This is a genomic window from Nocardia sp. NPDC052316 (genome assembly GCF_044547795.1).
Classification (GTDB): domain Bacteria; phylum Actinomycetota; class Actinomycetes; order Mycobacteriales; family Mycobacteriaceae; genus Nocardia.
In genome coordinates this window covers 990,907-1,011,724 of sequence record NZ_JBIUBB010000002.1, presented here as the reverse complement: position 1 = coordinate 1,011,724, position 20,818 = coordinate 990,907, and the positions used below count along the sequence as shown (strand labels likewise).

The window sequence follows — 20,818 nt, the reverse complement described above, 5'->3', positions numbered from 1 at the left end:
TCCACCGCGCCCGGTCGTCGCGGTGCGGCGCCGCCGAGGCGTCACATCACGATCGCAGACCGGTCGCAGCACACATCAGGAGGGTGTTACCCATGTCCACCGCTTATGTCATCGTCACCATCGTCGCCGCGGCCGCCATGCTGATCGCGTCCGGCGTCGATGTCTTTCGTGCTCAATGGGTGCGCGACAACATGCGCAGGTACGGCATCCCGGACTGGACGTTGCGGCCGTTGGCCCTGATCAAGGCGGCGGGCGCCGTCGGCCTGCTCGTCGGCCTGGCCATTCCGCCGCTGGGGCTGGCCGCAGCCATCTGCCTGGTCCTCTACTTCCTCGGCGCCATCTTCACCATCGCCCGCGCCCGCGGTTACCGCGACCTCGGTTACCCCATGCCGTATCTGGCACTGGCTGCGGCGTCGCTGGTGCTGTTCGTGCTCGCCTGACCGGCGCTACCCCTGCTGGATGAACTTCGCCGCCTGCTCGCCGATGAAGACCGCAGGCGCGTGCGTGTGGCCGCGGATGAGCAGCGGCATGACCGAGGCATCGGCGACGCGAAGGCCTTGTACGCCACGCACTTCCAGGTGCGGGGTGACGACGCTGGCCGGGTCGGTGCCCATCCGGCAGGTGCCGACCGGGTGATAGAGGGTGTGCGAGTAGCCGTTCAGTGCGAGTTCGAGGGTGGCTTCGAGCTGGGCAGGGGCCTGCGGCGGGTAGATGATCGGGCCGAGTACGGCTTTCATGGCCGGGGTGGCGGCGATCTCGGCGCAGGTGCGCAGGCCGGACATGAGGGCGGCGCGGTCGGCGCCCGCGCTGTCGGACAGGTAGCGTGGGTCGATCACCGGCTTGGCGGCCGGGTCCGGGGCGGCGAGGGTGATCCGGCCGCGGCTGTGCGGGCGCAGCAGCACCGTCGCCAGGATGACGCCGTGCTCGGTCGGGTCCACCAGGCCCTCGTAGTAGAACGGCGCGGGCGCGAAGATCAGCTCCAGGTCGGGCAGGTCCAGTTCTGGGTTGCTGCGAATGAATCCGTAGGCCTCACCGACGTTGGAGGTGAGCATGCCGCGGTGGCGCAGCAGGTAGTCGAGCAGCTGGCGCGGCTTCTCGGCGCCGAACAGCGAGTCGGCGGCGACGCCGTAGCCGACGCCGGCCACGAGGTGATCCTGGAGGTTGGCGCCCACCTCGGGCACGTGCCGCAGCGCGCGAATACCCTGGCGGGCCAACTCGTCTCGATCGCCGATGCCCGAAAGCATCAGCAACTGCGGACTGTTGATCGCGCCGCCGCACAGCACCACTTCGCGGCGGGCGGTGACCGTGTGCGGGCCGCCGCCCTGGTGGTATTCGACACCGACCGCACGGGTTCCCTCGAACAGCACCCTGGTGGCCGGGGCCTCGGTGCGGACGGTCAGGTTCGGCCGCCGCATCGCGGGCCGCAGATACCCGTCGGCGGTGCTCCACCGCCTGCCGCCGTGCTGGGTGACCATGGTCTCGCTGAAGCCCTCCGGCTCCGGCCGATTCGGCGGCTCGACCTCGAAACCCGCCTCCCGCACCGCGGTCAGATACGCAGCGGTCAGTACGCGGGGGCTGCGTTGCCGGGAGATGTGCAACGGGCCGTTGGCGCCCTCGTCCGGATACTGTGCGTCCTGGACGTTTTCGATCCGGCGGAACTGCTCGACCGCGGCCGCGAAGCCCCATTCCTCGCCCGCCAGCAAACCCCACTCGTCGTAGTCGGCGCGGAAGCCGCGCACCCACATCATCGCGTTCATCGACGAGGAGCCGCCGAGCATCTTGCCGCGCGGCCAATAGATCTGCCGATTCTTCAGCTCGGGCTGCGGCTCGGTGAGATAGTCCCAATCCACCTCGGTGCGAAAGAGTTTCGCGAAGCCGGCCGGAATGTGGGCGAACTTGTTCTTGTCCTGGGGGCCCGCCTCCAGCAGCACCACCGAGGTATTCGGATCGGCACTGAGCCGGTTCGCCAGCACGGCGCCCGCGGATCCGGCGCCGACGATCACGTAGTCCGCGGTAAGCCCACCTGGTTGCACTGTCCCACTCCGATCTGCGCTGCCTACGGCAAAGATACGAGGATCAGGTGTGCCGATGGTTCGCTTTCGGTACAACCGGACGCAAGTCACTCGAGTATGGAGGTACCGCGGCAGTGGACGTGGGAACAGTGATCGTCACCGGTGGTAGCCGGGGTATCGGCGCGGCAACGGCCCGGTTGCTGGCGCGGGCCGGCCACCGCGTCTGCCTGACCTATCGGGCCGACAGTGCCGCGGCGGAGGCGGTGGTCGCCGACATCGCCGAAGAAGGCGGCAGCGCGCTCGCGGTACGCGTCGACATGAGCGACCCCGCCGACATCGACGCGTTGTTCCGCACCGTCGACGCCGAGCTCGGTACGCTCCGCGGCCTGGTCAACAACGCGGCGACGCTCGAAACCCAGTGCCGGGTGGTCGAACTCGACGCCGCACGGCTGCACCGTGTGATGACGGTGAATGTCGTCGCCCCGATGCTGTGCACGAAATACGCCGTCCAGCGCATGTCCACCGAGCACGGGGGTAAAGGCGGCGCGATCGTCAATGTGTCCTCGGCGGCGGCCCGGCTTGGTTCGGCGGGGGAGTACGTCGACTACGCCGCGAGCAAAGGTGCCCTGGACACCTTCACCCGCGGGCTCTCCGTCGAAGTCGCGGCGGAGGGCATCCGAGTGAATGCGGTGCGCCCCGGTTTCATCCACACCGACATGCACGCCGATGGCGGCGAACCGGGCCGCGTCGACCGTATCGCGCCGAGCCTGCCGATGCGTCGCGGCGGCCGACCGGAGGAGGTCGCCGAAGCCATTGTCTGGCTGCTGTCCGAGCGGGCCTCGTATGTCACCGGCACGTTCATCGACGTCGCGGGCGGACGGTGACGTCCGGAACGCCCGCGTCGGCATACGCGACCCGGAAGCGGGACGGCGAGGTGCCGTAGCGGTCGACGAAGGCCTGGCGCAGGGTCTCGGCCGAGCCGAAACCGCACCGGGTGGCGATCGCGGCGACCGGCAGGCGGGTGCCCGCCAGCAGCTGGGCCGCCGCCTCGGTGCGGGATCGGCGCACGAAGCGGCCAGGAGTGTGGCCGAGCTCGGTGACGAACAATCGGGTGAGATGTCGTTCGCTGACGCCGATCTCGGCCGCGACGGTGCTGGTGGACAGATCCTGGTCCAGGTGGCTGTTGACATAGGCCACCGCGCGCCGGACGAGGTCGTGCTCGGCAGGTGGTGCCGCCATGAACATGCTCATCTGTGCCTGGTTGCCCGGGCGGTGCAGATAGGTGACCTGTGCGCGGGCCACCTCGCGCGCGGCCTCCGCGCCGTGATCGTCCTCGATGAACGCTAGTGCGAGGTCGAACGCGCTGGTCACGCCGGCGGCCGTGATCACGTTCTGTGCGCGGATATAGATCGGCCCCGGGTCCATGGTGACCTTCGGGTAGGTGGCCGCGATCCGGTCCGCGAACAGCCAGTGGGTGGTCACCCGCTTGCCATCGAGTAGTCCTGCCGCGGCGAGTATCTCGGCCCCGGTGCAGACGGAGGCGACCCGTGCGCTCTCCCCGGCGAGCCGCCGCACATGCCCGACGACCCGGGCGTTGTTCGCGGCGGCGCGACTACCGAATCCGCCTGCGACGACGAGGGTGTCGAGCGGGCCGGTGAGGCGTTCGAGGCTGTACTCGCCGCGCAACACCAGACCCGACTGACTGGTGATGTCGTGACCGCCCGGGGTGGCCAGCCGCACCCGGTAGGGCGGGTCGACGCCGATCCGGTTCGCCACGTCCATGCAGCTGGACACTCCGGAGATCTCGACCAGCTCGCTCTGGTGATACCCGACGATGACGACCTCGCGCGCGTGCACGCCGCCAGCCTACGTCGAATGACAGGCTTCCCAAGTTTTCGGACATCGCGGGTTCCGTGCATTGTGCAGGGGCGGGCCCTGCGGGCACGGTGACGCCATGGTCTTCGAAACAGCGCCCGCGGTCGCGACTTCCGCACCACCCGCCAACGCCCTCCTCGCAGTACTGAAACGCCGATGGCCGACGGTGGCCGGGGTGCTGCTCGCCCTCGCCTTCGCCGCACCCGAGGTGTCCTGGATCGGGGTGACGGTCCTGATCGGCGCCGCCGTAGCGTATCCGGCCTTCGGGTTGTACCGCGGTCACCTGCACGGCCGCACCGTGCTGCTGGTGCAGAGCGCCGCCTTCGTGGCCTTCGTCGGACTGGCCGTGGTCATCCTGCTCGTCGACGTCACCCTCGGCAGCTACCTGCTCGCCGCCGGGTTCCTCGCGCACGGCATCTGGGATTTCGCGCATCATCGGGCCGACCGCATGGTGCCGCGCTGGTACGCGGAGTTCTGCGCGGTGATCGACGTGCTGATCGCGCTGTTCCTGGTGCTCGGCGCCGTTACTTCAGGATGAGCAACGCGGACTTCTCGATTCGATCGGCGATCTCGGAGTAGGACGCGTAGCCCATTCCCGCGCGCACCAGCGCACCCGCGTAGAGCAACTCCAGGGATTCGACGACATCCGGGTCCGCGTCCGGGCCGAGCGCCCGCATGATCCGCTTGCGGATCTCGGTCCCGATGCGACCGCGCAGATGCACCACATCGGGGTCGCGGCCGAGCAGCGCGCTGGTGACCGCGCCGGACAGCTCCTGCTCGTCGGCGACAAGCATGGCGATATCGCGCAGTTCGGCGACCACCCGGACTGTCGGGTCCGGGTCCTCGCTGGCCGGCGAGGGCGCGGAAACCAAACGCCGCCAGAAGATCTCGGCGACCAGGTGCTCCTTCGAGGAGAAGTAGGTGTATGCGGTGGCCGTGCCGACCCCCGCCGCCGCGGCGACCAGCCGGATCGTCATGCCCGCGAACCCTTCGCGGGCAAGCACTTCCACCGCCGACCTGGTGAGCTTGTCGACGGTGTCGGCCTGCTTGCCGGAGAGCCTGCGGCGGGTCGCCTCGACCAGGACGGGATCGGATTCGGACATGTGTCTGGATACTACTACGGGCAGGTCAGTTCTTCGCCGCGGCGATGCCCGCCCTGCGGCCGTAGAAACTACCGTCACCCAGCGAAGCCCCGCTCACGTACCCGCCCGCGCACAGCCCGGAGGTGCAGCGCCCTGCGGCGAACAGCCCGGGGATCGGCTCGCCGGAGACGTGCAGCACCCGGGAATCCAGATCGGTGCGCAGGCCGCCGAGGGTGAAACCCGCCGTGTACCCGCGCATGTCGAACGCGGCCAGCGAACCGCGCAGCGGCCGAACCCATTCCGGCTTCTTGCCGAGCAGCGGGTCCTTGCCGTCGGCGGCGTGCAGGTTGTAGCAGTCGACGGTGGCTTGCAGCGCCAGGGTCGGCAGGCCCATGTCGGACTCGAGTTCCGCCACCGTCTCGGCGGCCCACGTCGGTGGCTGCCGGAAGAACGGGGTGGCGGTCTCGGTGGCCAGCCCGGCTTCGTAGGACGCCTCGTCGATCACCAGGAAGGCCTGGTTCTCCTGCTGGATCAGCGCCGCCTGGCCGATCCGGCCCGGGTAGGTGTCCTCGGCGATGAACCGCTGGCCGCGCCCGTTCACCAGGATGCCGCGCGCCATCAGCTGCGGGTCGCCGAAGAAGGCGACCTCGGTGGCGTCCATGTGCGCCAGCTCCGCCCCGAGCGCTTGGGCGAGCCGGATGCCGATGCCGTCGTGCTCCTCGATCGCGGCGGCGGGCCTGCCGATCAGACGCGGCGCGTACCCCTCGATCATCTGCTGGTGGTAGGCGAAACTGCCGGTGGCCAGGACGACGCCGCGGTCGGCCCGGATGGCGACGTCCTTGCCGTAGCGTTTGGCGAGCACCCCGACCACGCGATCGGCGTCGTCCACCACCAGCCTGCCGATCCGCAGGTCGTATTCGACGGCGACACCGAGTGCTTCGGCGGTCTCGGCCAGCGGCTTCATCAGCATGTAGCCGCCGCTCTTGCGGCCGATCTTCTTGTCGGCGAACTGCGGAACATGGCCGCGCGGCGCCGGTTTCGCTATCGCGTTGAACGGGGCGGCGTTCTCACCGCCGGAGTACATCAGGCCCTCGTCGTGCGGCGGCTCCCATCCCGGCTCACCCCAGAAGGCTTCGCGGAACGGCACACCGCACGAGACGAGCCAGTTGTAGTGCTCGACGCTGCCGCGCGAGTAGTCGGCGATCTTGGCCTTGTCCACGCCGGGGCCGAGCGCCGCGAGCAGGAAGGTCTCCATGTTCTCCGGCGTGTCCTCGAAGCCGAGGGCCTGTTGCAGCGGGGTGCCGCCGCCGAGATAGATGAAGCCGCCCGCCATCGCGGCCGCGCCACCCCAGCCGCCGGTGCGTTCCAGGATCAGCACCTCGGCGCCCGCGCGGGCGGCCTCGATCGCGGCGCAGACCCCGGCGATGCCGTAACCGGCCACGACTACGTCGGCGTGCAGGTCCCACTCGGTGACGCTGCTCGCGCGCAGCGGCCGAAGGGTGTTGGCATCAGACATGTTTCGGGTCCTTCACTCGGTGCGGTCGGCTTCTTGCTTGCGGGCGGCCTTCTTTTGTTGCGCCACAATGGTGCCCACCAACAGGTCCAGTTTGGTGCCGTTCGGCCAACCGACGTAGTGGCAGAGGAAGACCGCGATCTCGTGCAGTTGCTCCTCGGTGAGCTCCTCGTTGCGCAGTGCGGCGCCGATCTGGATGCCCGCGGTGTCGATGGCGCCCTGCGCGGTGAGCGCGCCGAGCAGCAGCAGCCGCCGGTCCCGGATGGACAGCGCGGGACGCGACCAGATGTCGGCGAAGAGGTGGTCGGCGGTCACCGCGAAGTGGCTGCCCGGGTAGTCCTTGAACTCGGTGCCGTACACTTCGGCCATCTTGGCCAGGCCGCGCAGGCGCACCGACTCAGCGGAACCGTTGTCGCTCATGTGGATTGCCTTTCGGAGGTGCCGACGCCGAGCCCGGGTCCGAGCAGTTCGAGCGCGAGTTCGGCGAGGGGGAGTGGGATGTCGAGCCGGTTACCGAGTTCGAGCGCGAGACCGAGGTCCTTCTCGCCGAGATCGCGCACATGCCGCAGGATCGGCAGCCAGAAGTCGCCGTCCTCGATCGGTGCGGTGCGGTCGCGCAGCATGATCGCGCCGGGGCCGCCGGTGACGGCGTCGGAGTGCCGCACCACCTTGCCGAGCACCGTGAGGTCGAGTCCCGCGGCCTCGGCCAGTCGCTGCGCCTCGGTGGTGGCGGTGAACGCGATGAAATGCACTAGATTGCGGGCCAGCTTCATTCGAGTACCGGCGCCCACCGGGCCCGCGTGCACGATCAGATCGGCGAAGCACTCGAAGGGCGCGCGGACGCGTTCGTAGGCCGCGTCGCTGCCGCCGACCATGACCGCGAGGGTGCCCTTCTTCGCGCCCGGTGCGCCGCCGCTGACCGGTGCGTCGACGAATTCGACATCGTGCGCGGCGCATTCGGCGGCCAGCTGCTCGGCGGTGCGGTCGCTGATCGTCGAGTGCACCGCCACCACGGTGCCCGCGGCGGCGCCGCGCAGTAGGCCCTCGGGGCCGGTGATGACGTCGCGCACCTGTGCGTCGTCGACCACGGCGATCGAGATGACCGAGGCTCGCTCGGCGAGCTCGGCGGGTGCGGCGGCGGCCACCGCACCGGCCTCGGTGTACGGCAGCACGGCGTCGGCGCGCACGTCGCAGACCGCCAGTCCACCCGGCCATTCGAGCAGACGCTTCGCCATCGGCGCACCCATGGCGCCGAGTCCGATGAAGCCGATCGTGGCGTCGGTCATGCGCGGAAGACCTGTCCGCCATCGACATTGAAGATCTGCCCGGTGACCCAGCCCGCTTCGTCGGACAGCAGGTAGAGGCAGGCGCCGACCAGGTCGGCCGGTGTGCCCATCCGCTTGAGCGGCAGCCGGTTCACCATGTCCTCCACAATGGCCGCGGGCGTCACCGTCTTGGTCGCGTCGGTGTCGATGGGGCCCGGTGCGATGGCGTTGATCCGGATGTTCGAGCCGCCGAGCTCGAAGGCGAGCTGCTGGGTCAAGCCGTTGACGCCGACCTTGGCCAAGCCGTAGAAGCTGGAGTACGTCCATGCGGCGGTGGAGGATTGGTTGACGATCGATCCGCCGGTCTTGCGCATGTGCGGCCAGACGGCGCGGGTCATGTTCAGCGCGCCGTCCATGTTCACGCTCATGAACTTCTTGTAGTAGTCCCACGGCACGGTGAGCAGCAGGTTGAGCTTCATCTCGCCGTAGATGGCCGCGTTGTTGACGAGGTGGTCGATGCCGCCGAACTCGGCGACCGTCAATTCGGCCAGGGCGGTAGCGGATTCGGGATCGGACACGTCGACCATGCCGAACAGCGCGGTGCCGCCGTCGGCGGTGATCTTCTCCACCGTCGCCTGCCCGCCCTCCGCATTCTTGTCGGCGACAACGACTTTGGCGCCCTCGGCGGCCAGCGCGGCGGCGTAGGCGGCGCCGATGCCCTGCGCGGCGCCGGTGACGATAGCGGATCTTCCCGTGAAACGGGCCATGACGGTGTGCTCCTCTTATCCAGCGGTCGCGATCAGCTTGGTTTCCAGGTATTCCTCGAACCCGGCGATGCCCATCTCCCGGCCGATGCCGGACTGCTTGTAGCCGCCGAAGGGTGCGTCGGCGGAGTACCAGACGCCGCCGTTCACGCTCAACGTCCCGGTCCGTACGCCGTTGGTGACGTGGCGGATCCGCTCCTGATCGGTGCCCCACACCGAGCCGGACAGTCCGTAGGGGGAGTCGTTGGCCAGCCGGATGGCGTCGTCGTCACCGTCGTAGGGGATGACGACCAGCACCGGGCCGAAGATCTCCTCCTGCGCGACGGTCGCGCTGTTCGGCACATCCGCGATCAGGGTCGGCTCGATGAAGAAGCCGCGCGCACGATTCGCGGGCCGACCGCCGCCGACCACGATGCGGCCGCCCTCGGACCGCGCGATGTCGAGGTAGCGCTGCACCCGGTCGCGTTGGCGCGCCGAGATGAGCGGTCCGCACACCGTCCGTGGATCGGCCGGGTCGCCCGGCTCGATACCCGAGAGGGTCGCGGCGGCCGCCTGCACCGCCTCGTCGTAGGCCGCCCGCGGGACGAGGAGCCGAGTGGTGATCGCGCAGCCCTGCCCCGCGTGCACACACACCGAGAAGGCCGCCACCGCACAGGCTCCGGCGATATTCGCGTCGTCGAGCACGATGAACGCCGATTTGCCGCCCAGTTCCAGAAACGCCTTCTTGAGTGTCGTTGCGGCGCCGCGCATCACGGCGCGTCCGGTCTGCGTCGAGCCGGTGAAACTGATCAGATCGACCCGGGGGTCCTCGGTGAGGCGCGCGCCGAGCCCGTGGTCGGCGCCGGTCACGATGTTCACCACCCCGGCCGGAATGTCGGTCTCCTCGGCCAGGATCGCGCCGACCGCCGCCGCGCACCAGGGTGTGTCCGGCGCCGGCTTGAGCACCACGGTGTTTCCGGCGGCGAGGGCGGGGCCGAGCTTGGCGAAGGTGATCTGGTGCGGGAAGTTCCACGGGGTGATCGCGCCGACCACCCCGACGGGCTCGCGCCGCAGCACCCGGCGGGTCTCGATGCCCATCGGCGTCGCGGTGCCGAGATCGGTTTCCCAGCGGTAGGTTTCGGCCAGCGAGGCCGAGTAGGCGAGGTCGGCGATCGGGCTCTCCAACTGTGGGCCGCGGGTGAACATGGCGGGCGCGCCCGCCTCGGCGATGGTGAGCTCGCGCAGTTCTTCGACGTGGGATTGCAAGGCGGCGCGCAGCTGTTCGAGGCAGTGCGCACGGAAGGCGGGGTCGCGGGACCAGTCGCTCTCGTCGAACGCGGTGCGGGCGGCGGCCACCGCCGCGTCGAGGTCGGCGGCGTCGGCGTTCGCGGCGTGCCCGAGCACCTCCTCGGTCGCGGGGTCGACGGTGGCGAAGACTCCGCCGCCGCCTTCGACCAGCTTCCCGCCGATCAGCAGGCGGGCGCCGTCGGCGGGCAGCAGGCTACTCATGCGTTGCTCCGATGCTGTCTGGACACATGTACGGAATGTAGTCTCAGGCGACGATTTCTGGCAAGAACACGTTCTAACTCAGTCAGTCTGATGCATTCGTGGCGCAGCGGTCGCGGAATCTCCGTGGTTCCCGGGCGAGTCGGCTGAATTATGCGCAATGGTGTTGGTAAACCAGCGGAACCGTTGTCGGAGGTGTGTGCCGGTGGTACTGTCCAGACACATGTCCAGTTATCTGCCTCGACCGCCAGGACGGCCCGATATCGGTCGGGAGAACTTGTTCTCGAAGACAAGGTGGTTGTGGTGACGGCCGCGTTGGAACCCCTGACGTTCGATCCCTACGACTACCGGTTTCATGAGGACCCGTACCCGACGTATCAGCGGCTGCGCACCGAGGCGCCGCTCTACCACAACGCCGAGCTGGATTTCTGGGCCTTGTCCAGGCATGCCGACGTGACCGCGGGTTTCCGCGACAGCGCCCGGCTGTCCAGCGCCAACGGGGTTTCGCTCGATCCGGCTGCCTGGGGTCCGCACGCGCACCGGGTGATGTCGTTCCTTGCCATGGACGATCCGCGGCACCTGCGTATGCGGCGGCTGGTCTACAAGGGCTTCACGCCGAAGCGGGTGGCCGAAATGCAGGGCCGGATCAAGGAATTGACGCTGTCCTACCTGGAACCCGCGGTGGCGTCCGGTGCTTTCGACTGGATCGACGAGGTCGCGGGCAAACTGCCGATGGACGTCATCTCGGAGCTGATGGGCGTGCCCGCGAGCGACCGCGTCGAGATCCGCAGGCTCGCCGACCTTGTCGTGCACCGCGACGACGGGGTGCTCGACATTCCGCAGGCGGCGGTGGCGGCGTCGATCGAACTCCTCACCTACTACACCGAGATGGTGGCCGAGCGCAGGCGCACGCCGACCGACGACCTCACCTCGGCGCTGCTCGATGCCGAGATCGACGGCGACACACTGTCCGACCAGGAGATCATCGGGTTTCTGTTCCTGATGGTGGTGGCGGGCAACGAGACCACAACGAAGCTGCTCGGCAACGCGCTGTACTGGGGCGCGCGCAACCCGGGGGAGTACGCCAAGGTCGCGGCGGAACCCGCGCACGTCACCGACTGGGTGGAGGAGACGCTGCGCTACGACACCTCCAGTCAGGTGATCGCGCGCTCGGCCACCGTCGATCTGGACTACTACGGCGACACCATCCCGGCGGGCGCCAAGGTGCTGCTGCTGATCGGCTCGGCCAACCGCGATCCCGCCGTCTTCGAGGACGGCGACACCTACCGCATCGACCGGGCCGACAAGGCGGGCCTGGCGAGTTTCGGTGCGGGCGTGCACTACTGCCTCGGCGCGCACCTGGCCCGGCTGGAGGCGACGGTCGCGCTGCGTGAGTTCGCGGCCCGGGTGCGGTCCTACGACGTCGCCGAGGCGGGCATCGTGCGGGTGCATTCTTCGAATGTGCGCGGCTTCGCGCACCTTCCCATCGTGGTGGAGGCGAGATAGTGGCCCGATTCGAACCCCATCCCGCGCGCAGGCCGGTGCTGGTGGCGGGCGCGTCCTCCGGCATCGGTGCCGCCACCGCGGTCGCGCTGGCCGAGCTCGGGCATCCGGTCGCGCTCGGCGCGCGCCGGGTCGAGCAGTGCGTGGAACTGGCGGACAAGATTCGCGCCGACGGCGGCGAGGCCTTCGCGCACCGACTGGACGTCACCGCCGCCGCATCGATCGACGAGTTCGTGGCGGCGGCGGAGAACGCGCTGGGCCCCATCGAGATTCTGGTGTCCAGCGCAGGCGACATCGAGTTCTCCCCGGTGCACGAGATGGACCCGGAGCGGTTCCTGCAGCAGGTCCAGGTGCACCTCGTCGGCGCGCACCGGCTGGTGCACCGGGTGCTGCCAGGCATGCTCGAGCGGCGCCGCGGCGACGTCGTGTTGATCGGCTCGGACTGCGCACCGGAGCCCCGGCCGCGCACCGGCGCCTACAGCGCGGCGAAGGCGGGGCTGGAGGCGATGGCGGTGCAGATGCGAATGGAGCTGGAGGGCACCGGTATTCGCGCCTGCGTGGTGCGTCCGGGTCCGACGCTCACCGGCATGGGCATGGACTCCACCCCGGAGGTCGTCGGCCCGTTGCTGAACGCGTGGAAGGACTGGGGTTTCGCGCGGCATCCGAACATGCTGCGCCCGCGCGATCTGGCCGCCGCGGTGGTGGCCGTCGTGTCCGCGCCGCGCGGTGCCCACCTCGTGCTGGTCGAGGTGCAGCCGGAGGCGCCGCTGCGGGAACTGTCGAACGAACAAGGCGGGAGCCAAAAGTGAGAGTCATCGCCGATCTGGATTTGTGTCAGGGCCATGCCGTGTGTCAGGACGAGGCGCCGCAGGCGTTCCGGGTGCCCAAGCGCGGCAAGGTGGAGATCTTGGCGGCGACGCCGGAGCCCGCCGCCCGCGCCGACGTCGAGCGCGCGGTCGAGTACTGCCCGACCAGGGCCTTGTCGATCGTTTCCACGGAAGGTGCACGGTAATGGCGAGTTTCGCGCGCGACGAGCTGGACGAGATGGTCCGGCGGTGGCGGCTGGAGAACCAGCGCTGCGAGGAGAAGGGCGACTGGAAACCGCTGGCGGAGATGTACACCGAGGACGCCACCTACGGCTGGAACTACGGGCCGACCCAAGAGTTCATGGCGGTCGGCCGCGCGCAGATCCGCGACCTGGCGCTCGGGCAGGAGATGCAGGGCCTCGACGGCTGGACCTACCCGTATCAGGAGTTCGTCATCGACGACCGCAGCGGCACCGTCATCGGCTTCTGGAAGCAGATCTCGGAGGTGCAACGCCCCGACGGGCGCAACTATTCACCCGAGGGCATCGGCGGCAGCTGGTTCCGCTACGGCGGCGACTTCCAATGGTCCTGGCAGCGCGACTTTTTCGACTTCGGCAATGTCTCGCACATGTTCATGGAGATGATCACCGGGAAGGTGCTGCCCGCGGGCATGCAGCAGCGCATCGAACGGTCGGTCGCCGGGCCGCTGCCCGGGTGGTATCCCATCGGTCAGGCCCCGGCGTCGTTGTGGTGACCGAGATGTCGGCGAGTAACTTCGACCAGCTGTCGCGGGCGCGCCTCGCGACGCTGCTGCCCGAACTGCTGCTGTGCGGGCACCTGATCGACCGGTCCGGCATGGCGCACACCATCGCCGCCTTCGGCCGGACCGAGATGACCGCCGTCGCGATCGAGGAGTGGCAGCTCGCCAGCCCGGTCTACACCCGGCGCATGCAGCGGGCGTTCGGCTTCACCGGCGACGACGTGGTGACCATCTTCAAGGGCTTACAGCTCGACATCGGCGCACCGCCGCAATTCATGGATTTCCGGTTCCGCGTCGATGATCGCGACCATGGCGAGTTCTGGCTCGACCACTGCGGTGCGCTGCTGGACGTGGAGCCGATGGGGGACGACTTCGTCGTCGGCATGTGCCACGACATCGAGGACCCGACCTTCGACGCCACCGCGCTGGCCACCAACCCGCACGCGCGGGTGCGGCCGATCCATCGGCCGCCGCGCCGCCCGGCCGACCGGAAACCCATGTGCGCGTGGACGGTCACCATCGATGCCGCGCATGCTCCGCCACCGGTGCCCGCGAACGCGGACCTGGTGGCAGGCTCCGCCGCCGCGCGGCTGGAGCTGGCCGAGATCGATCCCGACGACGAGGGACAGGCCGACTACGCGGGCCCGCTGTTGAGCGATCTGCGTTTCGCGGACTTCTCGAAGTCGGCGCTGGTCCGCCTGGCCGACGAGGTGTGCCTGCAACATCATCTGCTGGCCATGGGTTTCCTGATCGCGGTGCGAGCCAGGCTCGAGGCGGACGCGGCGATCGAGATCGGCCGCAAGCAGTTCGCGGGCATCGCCGGGCTCACCGCCGAACGGTTGCGCAAGGAGCTGCGTCTCGGCGACGACCTGGCTGCGCTGGCCACCGTGCTCCGCCTACATCCGGCGTGGAACCCGTTGTCCTATACGGGTGTTCGGGTGCTGCAGACCGAGGACAACGTCCAGCTGACGATTCCGCGTGCCAGCGGTGCCGTATCGGACGGAGTCTGGCCCGCGCTGATCGACGCCGAGTACTTGGCGCCCATCGACGCGATGGCCCGCGCGGTGAACCCCCGATTCGCCGCGCACACCACCGAATCCAGCGACCGTGCGCTGACCGTGGCGATCACTCGCACGGACAAGGAGTTTCGCGAGTCGCCGGAGGTCGCGCTGACCCGATTCAGCACCGGCGCCGCCTTTACCTTCACCGATCGCGGCATCCCCTTACCGCTGACGGTGGTGTGACCAGTATCGAGAAAGTGATTCGCCGTGGCCCGTAACTTCGCCGACCTGTTCGAACATTCCGTCGACGCGATGCCCGATCGGGTCGCACTGCGCGAAGGTGACCGCAGCCTGACCTTCGCGGAGCTCGACGCGCGCGCCAATCGACTTGCCGCGCACCTGTTATCGGCCGATCTCGGTGCGGGCACCCACATCGGGTTCCAGATGCACAACGGCATCGAAACAATGGAAACCTTGCTCGCCTGCTTCAAGATCCGCGCCGTGCCCATCAATATCAACTACCGCTACGGCGTCGAGGAACTGCGGTATGTCTACGACAACGCGGACCTCGCGGCGCTGGTCTATCACGCCTGCTACGCCGAGGCGGTGCACGCCGCCGCGGCCGGGTTGCCGTCGCTGCGGCACCGGATAGTGGTGCAGGACGGCACCGTCGCACCGGTCGATGCCGTGCGCTACGAAGACGCGCTCGCCGCGGGCTCGGCCGAGCGAGCCTTCCCGGAGCGCAGCGCCGACGACCTGTTCATGATGTACACCGGCGGCACCACGGGTCTGCCGAAGGGCGTGATGTGGCGCCAGGAAGACATGTGGCGGGTGCTCGGCGGCGGCATCGACTTCTACACCGGCGTTCCGGTGGCCGACGAGTACGAGCAGTCCAGGGTCGGCGCGCAGGGGCAGCAGAGCACCTGGTTCGTGCTGCCGCCGCTGATCCACGCCGCCGCTATGATGCCGACCTTCACCGCGCTGTGGTCCGGCAATGCCGTGCTGTTCGAACCACGATTCGACGCCGATCGCGTGTGGCAGGCGGTCGTTCGGCACCGCCCGCAGGTCATGGTCATCACCGGTGATGCCATGGCGCGTCCGCTGATCGACGCCTACCGGGCCGCACCCGTCGACGCGTCGGGGTTGATCGCCATCGGCTCGGGGGCCGCGTTGCTGTCACAGCCGGTGAAGAACGCACTGCTGGAACTGTTTCCGTCGCTGGTCGTCACCGACTCGATCGGCTCGTCGGAAACCGGTTTCGGCGGAATAGGTTTCGCGCAGAAGGACGATAATCCCGGGCGCGGGCCACGCGTGCAGACGGGGCGCGGTTCGGTGGTCGTGGATGACGACGGGCGTCCGGTAGGGCCCGGCGAGGAAGGGTGGCTGGCGAAGACGGGGTCCGTGCCGCTCGGCTACTACAAGGATCCGGTGAAGACCGACAAGCTGTTCAAGACGGTCGACGGGGTGCGCATCGTGGTCACCGACGATCGTGCGCGGATCGAGGCGGACGGGTCGGTCACGCTGCTCGGCCGGGGCAACATGGTGATCAATACCGGCGGCGAGAAGGTGTTTGTCGAAGAGGTCGAGGGCGTGGTGAAGGCGCACGACGGTATCTACGACGCGGTGGTGGTCGGTGTCCCGCACGAGCGGTGGGGGTGGCAGGTCGCCGCGGTGGTCTCCGTCGCCGAACCGGTCGACTTCGCGGCGCTGACCGAGCAGGTGCGCCGGCATCTCGCCGGATACAAGGTGCCCAAGAAGATCTGGGTGGCCGAGAGCGTGGTCCGAGCCCCCAGCGGGAAACCGGACTACCGGTGGGCCAAGGACATCACGGCGCAGCGCGCCCCGGACTACAGCGCGGATTGAATCGTGAGCCTGCGCGAACACCCACGCCACACAATAGGAACGTGTTCTAATTCGGTGGCAAGGTCCGGCCCGATACCTGCGGCGATGCCGCATGTCATGGAGAAGCCCCGATGAGTACTGAGACCGAGAAGAGCCCATCCGCCGCGCTGCCCGCACGGATCACCGGCCCACTGATCGACCGATTGACCGAGCTGGTCGTCGCCGACGGTACCGCCGCACCGTACTCGATGACGGAGGTCTATACCGGCGCTTCGGTCGGCGAGCTCCCGCAGTCCACCCCGGCGGACGTCCGCGCCGCGGCCGCGACCGCCCGTGCCGCACAACAGGAATGGTCCGCGCTACCGCTGCGGGACAGGCTGCGGGTCTTCGGGCGGATGCACGAACTGATCCTCGGCGAGGTCGAGACGATCGCCGATCTCATCCAGATCGGCTGCGGCAAGACCCGGCGGATGGCCGTCGAGGAGTCGTGCGACGTGCCGATGGTCATCAGCCACTACCTGAAAACCGCACGCCGCGTGCTGCGTTCGAAGCGCCGCGGCGGTCCGATGCCGATCGTGACCACCTCGACCGAGGAGCACCGGCCCAAGGGGCTGGTCGCGGTGATCGCGCCGTGGAACTTCCCGTTCGCGATCGCGCTGTCCGATGCGATGCCCGCGCTGATGGCGGGTAACGGCGTAATCCTCAAGCCGGACAACAAGACCGCGCTGTGCGTCCTCTACGGCGTCGAGCTGCTGCACCGGGCCGGGCTGCCGCGCGGCCTCGTCCAGGTCGTCTGCGGTGAGGGCCCCGACATCGGACCCACCCTGATCGACAGCGTGGACTTCGTCATGTTCACCGGCTCGACCGCCACCGGCCGCGTGGTCGGCGAACAGGCCGGGCGCAACCTGATCGGGTGCAGCCTGGAGCTCGGTGGCAAGAACCCGATGCTGGTGCTGGACGACGCGAACCTCGACGAGGTGGTGCCCGGCGCGGCCTTCTCGGTGTTCGCCAACTCCGGCCAGGCGTGCATGCACATCGAACGGATCTACGTGCACCGCAGTCTGCACGACGAGTTCGTGCGCCGGTTGGTCGCTGCCGCCGAGGAATTGAACGGCAAGATCGGCGCCGCATACGACTACACGCCGGAGTTCGGTTCGCTGGTGTCAGAGCAGCACCGGGACCGGGTCGCCGCCCACGTCGAGGATGCCCGTGCCAAGGGCGCCACCGTGCTGACCGGCGGTAAGGCGCGTCCGGACATCGGGCCCGCCTTCTACGAGGCGACGGTGCTCACCGGCGTCACCCCGGATATGACGCACGCGACGCTGGAAACCTTCGGGCCCGTGGTGAGCGTGTACCCGTTCGACGACGAGCGGGAGGCCATCCGGCTCGCCAACGACACGGAGTACGGCTTGAACGCGAGTGTGTGGAGCCGAGACCTGGCCCGCGCCGGCCGCATTGCCGCCCAACTCCAGGCGGGCAACATCAACATCAACGATGGTTTCGTGGCGACCTACGCCGCCAAGGGAACGCCGTCGGGTGGGGTCAAGCAGTCCGGCGTCGGCACAAGGCACGGGGACCAGGGGCTGCTCAAGTACACCGACACGGTCAATATCGGCGTGCTCAAGCGTCAGGTGCTGTCGGCCCGCTCGGGCCAGCCCTACGAGAAGCAATTGAAGATGACGCTGATGTCCTTGCGGCTGATGCGCCGAACCAGGCTGCGCTGAGCACGATTCGGCGCGGTTCGCAGTACCACCCGAGGAGGTAGCCGTGGCGACACCGTCGTTGCCGGCCGGATTCGACTTCACCGATCCGGCGCTGTGGGAGACGCGAAGGCCCATCGAGGAGTTCGCGATGCTGCGCCGGACCGCGCCGGTCTGGTGGAATCCGCAACCCGACGACCACTCCGGCGGTTTCCGCGACGGCGGCTACTGGGTGGTGAGCACACTCGACGACGTCAAGGAGATCTCCCGGAATTCCGAGCTGTTCTCCTCGGCGCGGAAGGGCTCGATCATCCGGTTGTCCGACGACATCACGCCGGAGCAGCAGGCGGCGTCGAGCGTGCTACTGGTGAACATGGATCCGCCGAAGCACTCCAAGTTCCGCAAGATCATCACCAAGGGTTTCACCCCGCGCGCGGTGGAGGGATTGCGCGCGGCATTGACCGAACGCGCGCATGCCATTGTGCACGAGGCGAAAAAGACCGGCGGCGGGAACTTCGTCGAGCAGGTCGCCTGCGAGCTACCGCTGCAGGCGATCGCCGAGCTGATCGGCGTGCCGCAGGCGGACCGGCGCAAGCTGTTCGACTGGTCGAACCAGATGCTCAGCTACGACGATCCGGACTACGGTGACCCCGCGCTGGCCTCGGCCGAAATTCTCGGTTACGCCTGGAATCTGGCCGAGGAGCGGCGCGGTAATCCGGCCGGGGATATCGTGTCCGAACTGGTGCACGCCGATGTGGACGGTGAGTCGCTCGGCTCCGACGAATTCGGCTTCTTCGTCATTCTGCTTTCGGTGGCGGGTAATGAAACAACACGCAATGCCATTACGCACGGCATGAAAGCGTTCGTGGATCATCCGGAGCAGTGGGAGCTCTACAAACAACAGCGCCCGCGCACCGCGCCCGACGAGATCGTCCGGTGGGCGACGCCGGTGACCGCGTTCCAGCGGACCGCCACCGCGGATACCGAGATCGGCGGCGCCCGGATCAGGGAAGGCGACCGGGTCGGACTGTTCTACGGCTCCGCCAACTTCGATGAGGACGCGTTCGTTGATCCGTTCACCTTCGACGTGCTGCGCGATCCCAATCCGCATGTCGGTTTCGGCGGCACCGGCGCGCATTACTGTGTCGGCGCGAGCCTGGCCAGGCTGGAGATCGACCTGATGTTCAACGCCATCGCCGAGGCCATGCCCAAGATCACCGAGGTGGCAGATCCGGTACGGTTGCGGTCGGGGTGGATCAACGGAATAAAGAATTGGCAGGTCCGATACGAATGAGTCTTCGAGACGTACCGCTGCAGACGCTGAGCGGGGAATCCACGACACTGTCCGAGCTGGTCGGCGACAAGGTGGTGCTGCTGGTGAACGTGGCCTCCAAGTGTGGTCTCACGCCGCAGTACTCCGGGCTGGTCGAGTTGCAGAAGTCCTACGGCCCGCGCGGTTTCAGCGTGATCGGGGTGCCGTGCAACCAGTTCATGGGCCAGGAGCCCGGCTCGGCCGAGGAGATCCAGGAATTCTGCTCGACCACCTACGGCGTCGATTTCCCGTTGCTGGACAAGGCCGACGTCAACGGCGAGAACCAGCACCCGCTGTATCGGACGCTGGTCGAGACCCCCGACGCCGACGGTGCGGCCGGTGACGTGCAGTGGAACTTCGAGAAGTTCCTGATCGACCGCGACGGCAAGGTGGCGGGGCGGTTCCGCCCGACCGTCGCCCCCGACGCGGCGGCGCTCGTCGCATCGATCGAATCTTTGCTCTGAGTGCATGTTCGAGGCCCGTCTAGGTGGACGGGCCTCGAATCATGTTCGGGGGTCAGCGTTGCCGTCTGCGGTAGCGCACGGTGCAGGGTTGCATGAGCTGCACCACCATCTTGCTGTGGTCGTTGCGGTAGCTCGCCGAGGGCTGTGCCATCTCGAACTCCCAGTCCCGCAGCAGGATCGAGAAGATCGCCTTCAACTGCATCAGGGCGAACGGCGCGCCGACGCAGCGGTGCCGTCCGGCGCCGAACGGGATCCAGGTCCACCGGTTGACGATGTCTTCCTGCCTCGGGTCGGCGTAGCGCTCGGGGTCGAACAGGTCCGGAGCCGGGAAGTCCTCGGCGATCCGGTTGGAGATCGCGGGGGAGGCGGCCACCAGGTCGCCCGGCGCGATGTGATGCCCGCACACCTCGAAATCGCCGCGGGCCACCCGCATCAACACGATCAGCGGCGGGTGCAAACGCAGCGTCTCCTTGAGTACCGCCTCCAGGTTCGGGATCCGGCGTAGCGCGCCGAAACTGATGTCGGAGCCGTCGGCGTACAGGTCGTCGAGTTCGGCGACCACCCGGCGCAGGTGGTCGGGGTGGCGCAGGAGTTCGATCACCGTCCAGGCCGCGGTACCCGAGGTGGTGTGGTGCCCGGCGAACATCATCGAGATGAACATGCCGGTGATCTCGCTGGCGCTGAATCGCGGGGTGCCGTGCTCGTCTGTGATCGAGACCAGGACGTCGAGCATGTCCCGATCGTCCTTGTCGGCGGGGGGATTCGCGGCGCGGGTGTCCATGATGCCCTGGACCAGCTCGACGAGTTCGGCGCGGGCGGCGTCGCGGCGGCGGAAGCTCTCGATGGGGGCGTAGGGGTCCACGTATGCCAGGGCGTCGGTGCCGCGCTCCAGATCGTGGTAGAGCCGGGCGAATCGTTCATCCAGCTCGTCGCGGAACTTGACGCCGATGAGGCAGGCGGAGGAGGTGTAGATGGTCAGTTCGGCGAAGAAATCCAGCAGGTCGATCTCGCCGGCATCACTCCAGCGCGCCAGCATCCGGTCCACCTCGCGGGCGATCGTCGCCGCGTGGCCGCGCATCTGCTCGGCGCGCAGGGCCTGGTTGTGCAGCATCTCCTTGCGGCGTTCTGGCGGTGCGTCGAAGACGACGCCCTCGCCGAAGATCGGCTTCATGAACGGATACGCGGCCGCCTGATCGAGATCCTCGTCCCCGGAACGGAAGAAGAACTCGTTGGCTTCCGCGCCGGACAGCAGGATCACCTGTCGTCCCGCCAGGTCGAAGGACCCGACATTGCCGCACTCCGCGCGCACCCTGCGCATCAATCCGATCGGGTCGGTCCGGAACTCCGGCAGATGACCCAGTTCCTGCTGTGCGCCCGAAACGCGTTGCGGCGTAACCAGAGTCATCGGAAACCCTCCCGGGGATCGCGGTCCGA

General features: G+C 68.4%; 21 protein-coding genes. 12 read left to right on the top strand and 9 right to left on the bottom strand.

Annotation, left to right across the window (positions count from 1 at the left end):
* The first annotated feature begins 92 nt into the window (after nucleotides 1-92).
* Complete coding sequence (locus tag ACIHA7_RS11385) at nucleotides 93-440, top strand: DoxX family protein (protein ID WP_397288184.1); 348 nt, start codon at nucleotides 93-95, stop codon at nucleotides 438-440.
* A gap of 6 nt (nucleotides 441-446) precedes the next feature.
* Here the strand turns inward: ACIHA7_RS11385 and ACIHA7_RS11380 are convergent, their stop codons facing one another.
* A complete protein-coding gene (locus ACIHA7_RS11380) occupies nucleotides 447-2,033 on the bottom strand; it encodes a GMC family oxidoreductase (protein ID WP_397288182.1) in 1,587 nt (528 codons plus the stop codon).
* Between the two features lie 113 nt (nucleotides 2,034-2,146).
* Between ACIHA7_RS11380 and ACIHA7_RS11375 the strand changes: the two genes are divergently transcribed.
* Nucleotides 2,147-2,896: an SDR family oxidoreductase gene (locus ACIHA7_RS11375; RefSeq protein WP_397288180.1), complete on the top strand. Its 750-nt coding sequence runs from the start codon at nucleotides 2,147-2,149 to the stop codon at nucleotides 2,894-2,896.
* On the opposite strand, the gene ACIHA7_RS11370 is transcribed toward ACIHA7_RS11375, so the two are convergent.
* On the bottom strand, nucleotides 2,871-3,869 hold the full coding sequence (locus ACIHA7_RS11370) for a GlxA family transcriptional regulator (RefSeq protein WP_397288178.1): 999 nt from the start codon (nucleotides 3,867-3,869) through the stop codon (nucleotides 2,871-2,873). The two genes, ACIHA7_RS11375 and ACIHA7_RS11370, sit on opposite strands and share 26 nt — an antisense overlap.
* A gap of 97 nt (nucleotides 3,870-3,966) precedes the next feature.
* Between ACIHA7_RS11370 and ACIHA7_RS11365 the strand changes: the two genes are divergently transcribed.
* On the top strand, nucleotides 3,967-4,425 hold the full coding sequence (locus tag ACIHA7_RS11365; protein WP_397288176.1) for a hypothetical protein: 459 nt from the start codon (nucleotides 3,967-3,969) through the stop codon (nucleotides 4,423-4,425).
* Here ACIHA7_RS11365 and ACIHA7_RS11360 read toward each other — a convergent pair.
* The 6 genes from ACIHA7_RS11360 to ACIHA7_RS11335 are packed head-to-tail and all read right to left on the bottom strand — an operon-like array spanning nucleotide 4,412 to nucleotide 9,999.
* Nucleotides 4,412-4,990, bottom strand: coding sequence for a TetR/AcrR family transcriptional regulator (locus ACIHA7_RS11360; protein ID WP_397288174.1), 579 nt, complete (start codon nucleotides 4,988-4,990; stop codon nucleotides 4,412-4,414). The genes ACIHA7_RS11365 and ACIHA7_RS11360 overlap by 14 nt on opposite strands.
* 25 nt (nucleotides 4,991-5,015) lie before the next feature.
* Nucleotides 5,016-6,485 carry an FAD-dependent oxidoreductase gene (locus tag ACIHA7_RS11355; protein WP_397288172.1) on the bottom strand — a complete coding sequence of 490 codons (1,470 nt, stop codon included), beginning with the start codon at nucleotides 6,483-6,485 and terminating at the stop codon, nucleotides 5,016-5,018.
* Between the two features lie 12 nt (nucleotides 6,486-6,497).
* The gene (locus ACIHA7_RS11350; protein WP_397288170.1) at nucleotides 6,498-6,902 is read right to left on the bottom strand and encodes a carboxymuconolactone decarboxylase family protein; all 405 of its coding nucleotides are present in this window, start codon (nucleotides 6,900-6,902) and stop codon (nucleotides 6,498-6,500) included.
* Complete coding sequence (locus tag ACIHA7_RS11345) at nucleotides 6,899-7,768, bottom strand: NAD(P)-dependent oxidoreductase (RefSeq protein ID WP_397288168.1); 870 nt, start codon at nucleotides 7,766-7,768, stop codon at nucleotides 6,899-6,901. The genes ACIHA7_RS11350 and ACIHA7_RS11345 overlap by 4 nt, the downstream gene beginning before the upstream one ends.
* Entirely contained in the window at nucleotides 7,765-8,514 is a 750-nt protein-coding gene (locus tag ACIHA7_RS11340; protein WP_397288165.1) for an SDR family oxidoreductase, read from the bottom strand. Before ACIHA7_RS11340 ends, ACIHA7_RS11345 begins: the two co-directional genes overlap by 4 nt.
* A gap of 15 nt (nucleotides 8,515-8,529) precedes the next feature.
* Complete coding sequence (locus ACIHA7_RS11335; RefSeq protein ID WP_397288163.1) at nucleotides 8,530-9,999, bottom strand: aldehyde dehydrogenase; 1,470 nt, start codon at nucleotides 9,997-9,999, stop codon at nucleotides 8,530-8,532.
* A 297-nt stretch (nucleotides 10,000-10,296) separates the two neighbouring features.
* Between ACIHA7_RS11335 and ACIHA7_RS11330 the strand changes: the two genes are divergently transcribed.
* The 9 genes from ACIHA7_RS11330 to ACIHA7_RS11290 all read left to right on the top strand — a co-directional run bounded on the left by ACIHA7_RS11330 (nucleotide 10,297) and on the right by ACIHA7_RS11290 (nucleotide 19,384).
* A complete protein-coding gene (locus tag ACIHA7_RS11330; protein ID WP_397288720.1) occupies nucleotides 10,297-11,502 on the top strand; it encodes a cytochrome P450 in 1,206 nt (401 codons plus the stop codon).
* The gene (locus tag ACIHA7_RS11325; protein WP_397288161.1) at nucleotides 11,502-12,308 is read left to right on the top strand and encodes an SDR family oxidoreductase; all 807 of its coding nucleotides are present in this window, start codon (nucleotides 11,502-11,504) and stop codon (nucleotides 12,306-12,308) included. The genes ACIHA7_RS11330 and ACIHA7_RS11325 overlap by 1 nt, the downstream gene beginning before the upstream one ends.
* Complete coding sequence (locus ACIHA7_RS11320; RefSeq protein WP_397288159.1) at nucleotides 12,305-12,511, top strand: ferredoxin; 207 nt, start codon at nucleotides 12,305-12,307, stop codon at nucleotides 12,509-12,511. Before ACIHA7_RS11325 ends, ACIHA7_RS11320 begins: the two co-directional genes overlap by 4 nt.
* Complete coding sequence (locus ACIHA7_RS11315) at nucleotides 12,511-13,059, top strand: nuclear transport factor 2 family protein (protein ID WP_397288157.1); 549 nt, start codon at nucleotides 12,511-12,513, stop codon at nucleotides 13,057-13,059. The genes ACIHA7_RS11320 and ACIHA7_RS11315 overlap by 1 nt, the downstream gene beginning before the upstream one ends.
* A 5-nt stretch (nucleotides 13,060-13,064) precedes the next feature.
* On the top strand, nucleotides 13,065-14,309 hold the full coding sequence (locus tag ACIHA7_RS11310) for a hypothetical protein (RefSeq protein ID WP_397288155.1): 1,245 nt from the start codon (nucleotides 13,065-13,067) through the stop codon (nucleotides 14,307-14,309).
* Nucleotides 14,310-14,333: 24 nt separating this feature from the next.
* Nucleotides 14,334-15,929, top strand: coding sequence for an acyl-CoA synthetase (locus ACIHA7_RS11305; RefSeq protein ID WP_397288153.1), 1,596 nt, complete (start codon nucleotides 14,334-14,336; stop codon nucleotides 15,927-15,929).
* 110 nt (nucleotides 15,930-16,039) lie between these two features.
* A complete protein-coding gene (locus ACIHA7_RS11300) occupies nucleotides 16,040-17,632 on the top strand; it encodes a succinic semialdehyde dehydrogenase (protein ID WP_397288151.1) in 1,593 nt (530 codons plus the stop codon).
* 43 nt (nucleotides 17,633-17,675) lie between these two features.
* On the top strand, nucleotides 17,676-18,902 hold the full coding sequence (locus ACIHA7_RS11295) for a cytochrome P450 (protein WP_397288149.1): 1,227 nt from the start codon (nucleotides 17,676-17,678) through the stop codon (nucleotides 18,900-18,902).
* Nucleotides 18,899-19,384 (top strand): glutathione peroxidase, encoded by a 486-nt coding sequence (locus ACIHA7_RS11290; RefSeq protein WP_397288147.1) that lies wholly within the window; start codon nucleotides 18,899-18,901, stop codon nucleotides 19,382-19,384. The genes ACIHA7_RS11295 and ACIHA7_RS11290 overlap by 4 nt, the downstream gene beginning before the upstream one ends.
* A 52-nt stretch (nucleotides 19,385-19,436) precedes the next feature.
* Here ACIHA7_RS11290 and ACIHA7_RS11285 read toward each other — a convergent pair whose 3' ends face one another.
* Entirely contained in the window at nucleotides 19,437-20,789 is a 1,353-nt protein-coding gene (locus tag ACIHA7_RS11285) for a cytochrome P450 (RefSeq protein ID WP_397288145.1), read from the bottom strand.
* Nucleotides 20,790-20,818 lie beyond the last annotated feature (29 nt).

Excerpts from the sequence above, each read along its gene's own strand:
- ACIHA7_RS11335 (WP_397288163.1), bottom strand. The coding sequence starts at position 9,999 with ATGAGTAGCCTGCTGCCCGCCGACGGCGCCCGCCTGCTGATCGGCGGG.
- ACIHA7_RS11315 (WP_397288157.1), top strand. The coding sequence starts at position 12,511 with ATGGCGAGTTTCGCGCGCGACGAGCTGGACGAGATGGTCCGGCGGTGG.
- ACIHA7_RS11365 (WP_397288176.1), top strand. The coding sequence starts at position 3,967 with ATGGTCTTCGAAACAGCGCCCGCGGTCGCGACTTCCGCACCACCCGCC.
- ACIHA7_RS11310 (WP_397288155.1), top strand. The coding sequence starts at position 13,065 with ATGTCGGCGAGTAACTTCGACCAGCTGTCGCGGGCGCGCCTCGCGACG.
- ACIHA7_RS11290 (WP_397288147.1), top strand. The coding sequence starts at position 18,899 with ATGAGTCTTCGAGACGTACCGCTGCAGACGCTGAGCGGGGAATCCACG.
- ACIHA7_RS11385 (WP_397288184.1), top strand. The coding sequence starts at position 93 with ATGTCCACCGCTTATGTCATCGTCACCATCGTCGCCGCGGCCGCCATG.
- ACIHA7_RS11360 (WP_397288174.1), bottom strand. The coding sequence starts at position 4,990 with ATGTCCGAATCCGATCCCGTCCTGGTCGAGGCGACCCGCCGCAGGCTC.
- ACIHA7_RS11300 (WP_397288151.1), top strand. The coding sequence starts at position 16,040 with ATGAGTACTGAGACCGAGAAGAGCCCATCCGCCGCGCTGCCCGCACGG.
- ACIHA7_RS11350 (WP_397288170.1), bottom strand. The coding sequence starts at position 6,902 with ATGAGCGACAACGGTTCCGCTGAGTCGGTGCGCCTGCGCGGCCTGGCC.
- ACIHA7_RS11355 (WP_397288172.1), bottom strand. The coding sequence starts at position 6,485 with ATGTCTGATGCCAACACCCTTCGGCCGCTGCGCGCGAGCAGCGTCACC.
- ACIHA7_RS11345 (WP_397288168.1), bottom strand. The coding sequence starts at position 7,768 with ATGACCGACGCCACGATCGGCTTCATCGGACTCGGCGCCATGGGTGCG.
- ACIHA7_RS11340 (WP_397288165.1), bottom strand. The coding sequence starts at position 8,514 with ATGGCCCGTTTCACGGGAAGATCCGCTATCGTCACCGGCGCCGCGCAG.
- ACIHA7_RS11285 (WP_397288145.1), bottom strand. The coding sequence starts at position 20,789 with ATGACTCTGGTTACGCCGCAACGCGTTTCGGGCGCACAGCAGGAACTG.